This is a genomic window from Mycobacterium sp. TH-M116, from assembly GCF_057473685.1.
In genome coordinates, this window is record NZ_JBYCLC010000029.1 from 1 (window position 1) to 9670 (window position 9670).

Here is a 9670-nt window from a genome sequence, read left to right on the forward strand (position 1 = left end):
TTCCACGACTGCGGGCCCGCGGAGTGCCCGAACGCCGCGTCGTCGTCGCGCCGGCGTACCCGGTAATGCCCCGGGCCCACGTCGACACCCCAGCCGCGCGGCAGGTCGGCGGCCGATTCCAGTTCGGCCAGCACGATCGCGTCGTCGCGCAACGTCGGACCGATGACGCGATACCCGCGGCCGATCAGGACCTCGACGAGGCGATGCAACGCCGCCGCGTCGAAGACCGCGGCCCCGGGATCTTTGCCGTGCCCGCTCACCGGCCCATCACCAGCACTCTCAAGTCCCGCTCCCACCGGGCTTCGCGGCTCCGGTCGAGTTGATGGACGACGGCGGCCAACAGCAGGGCCAGCGCGGCGCTCGCGGTCAGCAACGTCAGCACCACGGCGCCGGCCGCCGCGCCCAGGGCATGCCAGGCCGGCGCCGGTGGGGCCGTCGGATTGCCGGCCGCGTCCACCCAGATGTCGACGGCCTCGCCGGGTCTGACCCGGTCGGCCAGGCCCAGCGCGGCGCTACGCTGCTCCCCGCCCGGCACCGCCCACCTCACCTGCGCGACCGCCACACCCAGGGCCGCGGGGTGCGCGTCGGTGACCTGCGCCCGCACCGGGTGCCGTTCGCGGGCCTGCTGGGCGTAGGACCGGTCAAGCGCCCCGTAGGTCGCCGCCCCCACCACACCGGCAACGGGCACCGCGACCAACGCCGCGACGATCGCGACCAGCACCACCAGCGCCTCGAGTCGGTCGGAGGGCCGCAGCAACGGGTTGCGGCCAAGGACACGGACGATCAGCCACCGGTGCGGATCCCACGTGAACGTCTCCACCGGGCGGCCTATTCGACGACGTTCGGCTCGGGGCCGAAGGCCCAGTCGACGAACTCGGAGAGATCACGCCGCGGGGTGGCCGGCAGCGGGTCGGCGTTGATCGGCGCCCAGCCGACCCGCAGCAGCATCTGCGGATGTTCGCTGCCACCGAAGATGTCGTCGCGGACCTCCGCGCGGGTAACCGGGGTCTCCAGCGGTTCGGTGACCGGGCAACTGGCCAGTCCCAGCGACGTCGCGGTGAGCAGGACCGCACTGGTCGCTTCGCCGGCGCGCAGCTGGGACATCCGGTCGTCGGCGCGGGTGCCCAGCGCGAGCACAACCGCCTTGTCCTCGGCCGGCGAGGTGCCCGGCGTCATCGGCAGCGACGGGCCGGCGAAGAACCGGCCAGGGATCTTCGACGCCGGGTCCGGCGCCGGCGTGTTGCGGGCCGGGACGCCGGCCACCGAGGCGTACCGCCCGCTCCAGGCGGTCAGCTCGGCCATGTACTCACGGTTCCGGTGATCCGCCACGGATTGCGCCACGATCTCGTGCAGCTTCTCGATGTCCTCGACCTGACACAGCGTCACCCCGTTGCGGGCCGCCCGCGCGGCCATCAGCGCGATGTCGGCCACCGGCACCGGCCAGGAGCCGTAGTGACGACGGTCGGTGCGCCGGCGCGGTATCGCCGCGGCGAGTGCGATGTCGACGGCGTCGGCGGGGTGGCGCGACAGCTCGATCGCGGCAAGGTGGCGGGGGTCCGCCGGATTGGGCAGCCGCGTGACCTTGGCGCGCCAACCGACCGCAGCGAAGGCGACCGCGCAATGATGCAGCGCGGCACCGCAACTCAGGATCAGGTCGCGGCCATCCGGGTCGGTGTTGGGCAGTTGGCGGTTCTCGTCGGCGTACAGATGCAGGCTCGCCTCGTCGACGTGCCACCCCCACGGTTGCGTGTTGTGCACCGAGGGCGCCCGGGAGGCCAGTGTCAGAACGGTCCGGATCGTGCCGGCATCCGGAAAGTGCGCGCTCATCGCGGTTGTCCCTTCGGGTCGAACATCTGACCTTCACGATCACGCGATTCCCGTGGCCGCACGAGGGCACGACGGCTCTAACCGGAGGGACTTTGTGCCAATCCCGGTGTGTCAGGCCATGGGGAAGGCCGCGACGAACAGCCGGTCACGGATCCCTGCGGACTTTCTTACAGATCAGCCGCCGGCGGCGGGCGGTGTCGTCGGGATCGCAGCCTGCCCGCGTGCCGCCAGCGCGGCGGCGACGGTGGCGGCGGCGATCGTGAGCAGCGCGCCGAGCATGAGGGCCGCCGCCTCGCCCGCGACCAGCAGGTGCTCCTGGGTGCCGATGGTGGCCGCGGCCACCGGCACGCCGAGTTGCGCGGCCGACAGCACCCCGAGCGCCAGCGGCTGGCCGAGCAACCTGCCCACGCTGTGGGCCAGCACGGCGCCCAGGCCCAGGCATAGTCCCAGCACGACGAACCGCGGCTGCGACCCCAGCTCACGGACCTGCAGCGAGGCGCCCAGCCAGACGAAGAACAGCGGGCTGAAGAATCCCTCGGTGATGCCGAAGAGCTGACGCGCCAACCGGTGCGGTTCCCCGACGACGGCGATCACCAGACCGAGGGCGAAGCCCGCCAGCAGGATCGACACGTGGGTGCCCACGGCCAGCGCCGCCAGCCCGAACAACACAACGAGGTTGGTCCGCAGTTCCAGCGCGAACCGGCGCTTCTCGGAATAGACGTGCACGCGCCGGCGCCAGCCCCTGCGGTCGATGGCGCGCAACACCGCGAACAGCACGAGGGCACAGCCCGTGACCGCCAGCGCGCCTGCCGCCGCTTCCGGCAAGCGCCGGATGTCGATCACCAACGGCAGCAGCACGATACACGCGGTGTCGGCGATGGCGATCTGCGCGGTCACTGACCGCACCGCCGGCCCCCGCAACCGCAGCGAGTCGATCACCGGCAACGCCAGTGCCGCCGACGACGAGGCCATCAGGACCGCGTAGAGCGCCGCGTGGTGGATGCCGAACTCCGCCGCCAACCCGAACGCGAGGGCCACCGCGACTACGCCTGCCGCGCCCACCCGGGCGAACGCCACCGGCAGCATCGACCGCAACTGGTCGCCGCGGACCCGCACGTGGGCGCCCACCACAAACATCACCAACGCGAAGCCGATGTCGGCGAACAGCGCAAACGTCGGGTCGGTGGCATCGACGAGCCCGAAGCCGGTCCTGCCGATCACCACGCCGGCCATCAGCTCACCGATGACCACCGGAATCCGCAGACGCGGCAGCGAGGCCAGCGCCGGGCCGACGAAACCCACCGCGCTCAGCAGCGCCAGGGTGCCGAAATCGAGCCCCGCCATCTCAGTGTTTTCTCGGCCCGACGGCCGGGTTCCCGGTCAGCACGGGTGCCATTGTGCATGGGTGGGCGCCGCGCAGCGAACGGTGTCGTCACCGCTCAAGTCATGCCGGACGGCGGCAGCCGTTGCTCGACCCACTGCCAGTCGATTCGCTCCTGTTCGAGGCGCACCCGCTCACCCAGCCCGTCTGCGACCAATTCCGAATACAGGTCGTATTCGTCGGGCGTCAGTCGCGTCAGGACCGACTTCGCAGGGTGGTCTTCGGTCACCCAACGGTCGCGGTGTGCCAGCAGCGTGTCCCGGTCCATCAGCACCGAGAGCGCCCGCGGGAGCCGCGCCCGTAGGCGGTCGAGAATGGCGAATCCGTGGGTGTCGATGTCTCCCCAGTAGAGGATGTCAGCCTCCGCCAGCCATCGCAGCCGACCTACGCTGTCGATTTCGAAGCCCTTCCCCCAGAACACAATCCCGTCTTCGGGGACATCGACGCTCAGATAGCTGATCTCGTTCTCCACGATGACCACCGTCCGTGGTTCAACGCTGAGCTGTGTCAATTCTTCGGAGCGCGCCGCGAACTCCGTGAGCTGACCGGGCAGACCCAGCGACGGCGCGGGTCGCAGCCGTACCAACCCGGGCTTGGGCCTCAGACCGAGGCCCGCAAGAAATCCGGAGGATGTCGCCGGCACTCCGAGCATCGCGGCCAGGACCGTCCGGTACCTCTCGGCGAACTTGGTGTCGACTCCGGGCGCACTGATCTCGCGAAGGTACCTGTGTGAGTCGCGGTTGCCGTCGAGCCACACGTAGGCGGCGATCAGCTGGGGCATTTCGGCGGCCAGTTCGAGCGCGCGATGCGGATGGTCGAGGATCCACTCGCGAACCCGCGGATACGAGTCTGCCAGGGCAAGCAGATCGTCGAAACGACGTACCGCGGCCGTCACTGTGAGCAGCGCCCAGGCCTGTTCGATCGACGACACCACCGCACGAACGGGCAGTAGGTTGCGGCCGATACGTCTGCCTCCAATCGATTGCCACTGCAAGCTGTACCGACTGTTTTGGCGGCGGCCCTCGTCAAGTGCTACAACCCACTCCCTGACCGCGGCAACGTCGTCACCGACCTGCGACGGTGTGGGCCCGCGCAGCGGCACGTCGATCGGCGCGAAGGGATCGCCGTTGGCGTAGGCGCGCAGCAGCGATCCGTCGTCCCACCGTCGTCTCACCTTGGCGGCAATGTCGTGCGGCGTGGTCCACGTCGCGCTCATGGCGCCACTCCTCCTCATCGCTTCGTCCCCCGCAAGCGGGAGGTGCCCCCACTGCATCGTCGTCGGCGCGGCACTCACGACCGCCGTCCGTCGCGCCGCGTCCGGTATTCCTCGATGGTCATCGTCTGAAGTCGGGAGAACGTTCCCTTCGGGTTGTCGACGAAGCCGATCGCCTTCACGTAAGGCTCGATGACGTGCACCTTCTGCAGCGGGGTGACGATGAGAAGTTGCAGGCCCAGCGTCGCGAAAAGGTCCAGCGCGTAGCGGGTCGAGACGTCCGAGCCGCGCCCGAATGCCTCGTCGATGACCGCGAACCGGAAGTCCCGGGATCGCTCGGCGCCCCACTCCAGCCCGAACTGGTACGCCAGGGAGGCCGCCAGGATCGTGTAGGCGAGCTTCTCCTTCTGGCCGCCGGACTTGCCGTCGGAATCGCTGTAATGCTCCCACTCGTCGCCGGTTTCGGCGTCGCGCTCCGATGCGGAGAAGACGAACCAGTTGCGCACGTCGGTGACGCGCCGGGTCCAGTTCTTGTCGGATTCGGCGTAGCCGTCGCGGCCCCGGAAGCGCTCGATGATCCGCTTGACATCTCCGAAGCGTTGTTCGGAGTACTGGTCACCGTCGACCGCGAGGCTGTCGTTGGTCAGGTTTCGCAGGTCCGAACGGAACTGGGCGACATCCTGGTTCGTGGTGGGCTCCTTCTCCAGCCGGATGTAGCGGCCCGGGTTGTAGGGCACCGCGCCGAGCGCCTCGTTGATCCGGTCCACCCGCTCGTCGATGGCCGACGCCTGTCGATTGAGCCAGTTGTTGAACCCCGCCAGCTCCTGGATGGCGTTCTTGTTGAGCTGCTCTTTGAACTCGGCCTCGAAACGTGGGAGGTCGTCGGTCGCGACACGATCGCGAAACGCCAGAAAGTCTTGCCGGGCATCGACGTTGGCGTCCATGTCCGCGCGAAGCTCGGGCCACCGACGCAAGACCTCGCTCATGTACTGGCCCAGGTTCAGCGCATAGCCGTTGAGTTGGCCGCCGACGCGCTCGATGCGCCGATGCAGATCGGCCGACAGCGCCACCTCCGCCTCGGCGCAGTCCACCGCCCGACCGGGGCGGCTCTTTCCGATGCGCTCGTCGAGGGCGGCGTACGACGCGCGAGCGACCGCCAGCTCGTGCTCTGGGTGCGCTGCGACAAACGCGTCATCGCGCTGCTTTCCCTGCTCGGCCTGCCTTTGTGCCACGGCCGTGGTCGCGATCCTGCCGGTGAGCCTGTCGATGGATTCCCCCACGGCTTTGGCGTGCTCGTCGTTGTCGGCGAGCGCCCGCGTGATCTCCTCCAGGCGCGAAGAGCCCGACAGCAGCCGGACGCGTTCGGCGTCGTGGTGGTCTGCGCGCGCCTGGGCCTCATCGACGTCGAGGTCGTTCCAGGAGTGGTAGCCCTCGAGGCGTGCGAGGGCGTGCAGCTTTGCCTGCACCGCATCCCGCTGCGCATCAACCCTCGCCAGCTCGGCGGCCGCCGTCGCGAGCTTGTCCTGTAGCCCGGCCAGCTCCTCGCCGAGCGCGGCAATCTTGCGCTCGTTGGCCCAGCCGAGGACCCAGCGGCGGGGATCGTCGACGCGGTGCCGGTCGTCCTTCTCGTGGCGCTCGCCGGACCGCACCTGGCCCTCGCGGGTCACGGCGCGCCGCTGACCGCGGAACTCCTCGAGGCCCGACGCGCATCGGTAGTCGGCACGCTTCGTGAGCTCGTCGGTGAGGTACTGGTGGAACGGCCCGTCCTTGACCTCGATGCAGTCGGCGAGCCAAAGCCCCTCGTGCCCCGGCGCTTGCAACCGAACCCGTTGTCTGGCAACCCTTTCGTAGACAAGTTTGGCCCCGATCGGCTTGCCCCCGCGCGCCTGGAACGTGAGCCTGCGCCCGTTCACCCATCCGGCGACAGCGTCGTAGTGCTGTTGCGGTACCAGCAGCGAGAGGGCGAACCCGCGCAGCACCCGCTCCGCAGCGCCGCGCCACTGGGCGTGCTCGTCGGTCACGTCGAGCAGTTCGCCCGCATAGGGCAGGTCGTCGGGCGTCAGCCCGAGGGCCGCACACAGTTCCGCGCGAACCTCGACCTGCTCGACGGGCAGGTTGCTGGTGCGCTGCTCCAAGCTCGCGAGCTCCTCAGAGATCAGGCCACACTGGCGTTGGAGCTCCCTCTCCCGCCCGATCGCGTCGACCGTGTCCGCATCGAGTGCTCCCTTCTCCGCGGTGAGCCGCGACCGCTCGGTGGAGGCCACAGCGGACAGGGCCGCGAAGTCCTCGGCGCAGGCAACCGGTTCCAGCTCGGCGTCGGCGATCGCGACGTCGAACCGGGTCCGGGCATGACGACGGCTCTGGGCCTGCGCACGGGCCTCCTCGGCGAGTCGCTCCAACTCGCCGATGCGGTCCCCGCCGGCTTTGGCGCGCTCCTCGATGAGAGCGTCGTGTTCGTGTTTGAGCTTCTGCTGGTGGGCTTTGGCGGCGTCCTGCTCTTTCAGCAGGCCCAAGCCCTCGGATTCCAGCGCGGCGATCTCGTCGCCGAACAGACCCGAGCGTAGCTCGGCGATGAACAGCCGGACGGCGGATCGCTCGTGCTCCAGCGACTCACGCTGCGCGAGTGCGGCATCGTACTTCGCCGCGGTCACCACGACGGGGTCGAGCGCTTCCAGTTGCTCTCGCGCGCGCTTGACGGCGTCGTGTGCCTTGGTCAGGTCTTCGAAGTGGGCAATGATGTCTCGCACCCGCTCGGTCGAGTCACTGGGTTCGAGCATGTGGTCGCGCACGAAGTCGTTGAGGTTGCCGACCGACTTCATCGACACGGTCTGGTGGAACAGCTCGAGCGCCTGCTCGGATCGGATTCCGAGCAGGCGGCGCATCGAGGTCGCGTATTTGGGGAATTCGTCGAAGATCTCTGTCCCGGTCGCGCGCAGCCTCTTGCGAAGATCGCGTAGGTCGGTGCCGAAGTCGGCGAAATCCGTTGCGATCGAGAGCGCTTTGGTCGCGGTGACGAAGAAGCGGTAGGGCTGCCCGGTGCTTTCGCGCTGTTGGAAGACCTGGGCCAGCGTGATCGTCTCGTCGTAGCCGTGGTTGGTGAACACCCCGAGGACGACGGAGTAGGTCCGCTTGTTCTCGCGCAGGCCCTTGGCCCGTGACCGTCCGGTGGCCTCGTTGCGCTCGGACTTGTAGTGGCCCTCGACGTAGGACCGCAGGGTGCGTTCCTTGGCCTCAGCACCCGCGGCTTTGTTGTAGGCGGCCTTGTGGGACGGCATCAGCAAGGTTGTGAGCGCGTCGACGATCGTCGATTTGCCCGAACCGATATCCCCGGTGAGCAGCGCCGTCTCGGTGTCGGGAGTGAACCGCCACACCTGGGAGTCGAAGGTGCCCCAGTTGAATACTTCCGCGCACTGGAGCCGGTAGCCGGCCCTTCGGGTGTCACCGAGCCCGACCATCGAGAACAATCCGTCACTCATCGGCGGCTACCGTTCCGGCATACTCCCGCAGCTTCGCCGCGAAATCCGACAAGGTCTGGGCGTCGACGTAGGCCTTGAGGATGCGTCGCACCTCCCAATGGTCGTGCTGACCGCGAAGCTGCCGCAAGAACCCGAGTTCGCGCGCTTTGTTGATCGTCGTCTCGGCCTGGTCGACGATGCGCGCGTCGTTGCTGGACTCGGCCTGGAAAAGCCTCAGCATCTCCACGATCTGCTCGGTGGACAGGACCAGCCGGCCGTCGCCACCGGCCGTTTCGAACTCCACGAGCCGCTTGCGCAGCAACACCAGCAGCAGGCTGACGTTGTAGGTCAGTGCGCGCCGCCGCACCAGGCGCGGCAGCGCCTCGTCGCCGTCTTCCTCGGGCCGGGACCGAAGGTAGGCATAGCCCTCGGCGTCGTCGACGACCACGTCGACGCCGATGGTGGCGAAATGGTCTCGGACACCGGCGCCCAACCGTTCCAGTGTCAGCCAGGTGTCTTCGTCGGATTCGCGGTAGACGACACCGGCCATCAGCCGGATGATCGCGCTGGCGACCGCGTGGTCGCTGCTCATCGCCGCCTCACTCTCACCGTCGCTTCACCGTCACTGTGGGCAGCCGCGCCCGCTTGGTGATGTCCGGGTCGGCGGGGTCGGAGTACTCCAGCAACGTCTCAGCGGTGTCGTCCATGTCGACCGTCACGTCTTCGTCATCGAGGGCGAGGTAACCGACGATCTCCGCCGCGCCCTGCTCGATGGGGTGCGCCGCGATGATGTCCGACAACAGCGCCACCGAGCCCTCGGGCAGGACGCTGCGGACGATGTCGACCAGCCGCGCCTGGTCGACGAAGGTCTGACTGAACAGCAGGTCGGCGTCGACCTCTTCGGTGGCCGCCGCAATGTGGCTCTCGACCGCTACCGGCGCAGGCGTTCGGTAGAGCGGGCGCTCGAACGGCAGCGCCATGTCGATGCCCGGCTGATCGACTTCCAGCCCGAAGGCCGGCGGGTTGTCCCGGAGCTCCAGGGCGACGCCCTCCACCGCGCGAACCAGGTCGAGAACGCGCCGGTTCTCCAGCCAGACCTGGTCGTCGAGGAAGCGGCGCAGTTGTTCGGATATCTGGCGGACTGTGCGCTGCGCGCGATCGGCCGCCTCGGACCAGTCGTGGTGGATGCCGCGAATCCGGTGATCGGCTTCGATCGTGTCGAGGGCCGAAACCTTGGCGAGCAACTCCGCGAGTTCGGTTTGGCGGGTCTCGGAGAGTAGGTAGTCGTAGAAGGCTCCGAAGCTGCGCCCCTGGTCCGAGCCGGCGATCTCGGAGCGGCTTCCGACCAGCTCGGCGAGCAGTTCGCCTTTGGAGCCATCCCATGCCGCGATCTTTTCTCGCGCGGCACGGTCGAGATGCCGAAAATTTTCTTCCACCTCGCGGAAGTCAGCGAGCAGTTCCCGCGCGGTCGCCGACAGCTGCTGGTAGCGGTCGCGGACCCCGGTCGCGTCCAGCATGGTGACGACGCCGGATTCGACGGCCGCGATCTCGGCGTCGAGCTCGTCACGACGGCGACGCAGTTCGGCCAACCGGACCTGGGGTTCGACTTCGGTGCCGTGCACGATCTGTCGCAGTAGCTCGACGACGGTGTGCAGCCTGGATTCGGTCCCCACGAAAGATCTGCCCTGCAGGCTCATCACCCACGCGTAGGCCTTCTCGAACGCCGGGGTGACCTCGTAGTGCACTTCGTCGTCGCCGGGCGGATAGAACCGCCGCAGATACGCGGCGTCGGTG

The 9670-nt window shown here is 68.6% G+C and carries 7 protein-coding genes and 2 pseudogenes; all 9 read right to left on the reverse strand.

Annotated features, from left to right (window positions below; translation table 11 throughout):
* Positions 1–260, reverse strand: a pseudogene (locus tag AC2VOK_RS01205) (4Fe-4S dicluster domain-containing protein); the annotation flags it as partial.
* The gene (locus tag AC2VOK_RS01210) at positions 257–820 is read right to left on the reverse strand and encodes an Rv1733c family protein (protein ID WP_428898848.1); all 564 of its coding nucleotides are present in this window, start codon (positions 818–820) and stop codon (positions 257–259) included. The pseudogene AC2VOK_RS01205 and the gene AC2VOK_RS01210, both read right to left, overlap by 4 nt.
* 8 nt (positions 821–828) lie before the next feature.
* Positions 829–1827, reverse strand: coding sequence for an Acg family FMN-binding oxidoreductase (locus tag AC2VOK_RS01215; protein ID WP_428898849.1), 999 nt, complete (start codon positions 1825–1827; stop codon positions 829–831).
* 174 nt (positions 1828–2001) lie between these two features.
* Positions 2002–3171, reverse strand: coding sequence for a cation:proton antiporter (locus AC2VOK_RS01220; protein ID WP_428898850.1), 1170 nt, complete (start codon positions 3169–3171; stop codon positions 2002–2004).
* 95 nt (positions 3172–3266) lie between these two features.
* A complete protein-coding gene (locus AC2VOK_RS01225; protein ID WP_428898851.1) occupies positions 3267–4424 on the reverse strand; it encodes a Wadjet anti-phage system protein JetD domain-containing protein in 1158 nt (385 codons plus the stop codon).
* A 1-nt stretch (position 4425) separates the two neighbouring features.
* Positions 4426–4494: pseudogene (locus AC2VOK_RS01230) on the reverse strand (16S rRNA (guanine(966)-N(2))-methyltransferase RsmD); the annotation flags it as partial.
* A 4-nt stretch (positions 4495–4498) separates the two neighbouring features.
* On the reverse strand, positions 4499–7897 hold the full coding sequence (locus AC2VOK_RS01235) for an ATP-binding protein (RefSeq protein ID WP_428898852.1): 3399 nt from the start codon (positions 7895–7897) through the stop codon (positions 4499–4501).
* Entirely contained in the window at positions 7890–8468 is a 579-nt protein-coding gene (locus tag AC2VOK_RS01240) for a DUF4194 domain-containing protein (protein WP_428898853.1), read from the reverse strand. The genes AC2VOK_RS01235 and AC2VOK_RS01240 overlap by 8 nt, the downstream gene beginning before the upstream one ends.
* Positions 8469–8481: 13 nt before the next feature.
* On the reverse strand, positions 8482–9670 hold a 1189-nt coding region (locus AC2VOK_RS01245; protein ID WP_428898854.1), incomplete at its 5' end, for a DUF3375 domain-containing protein.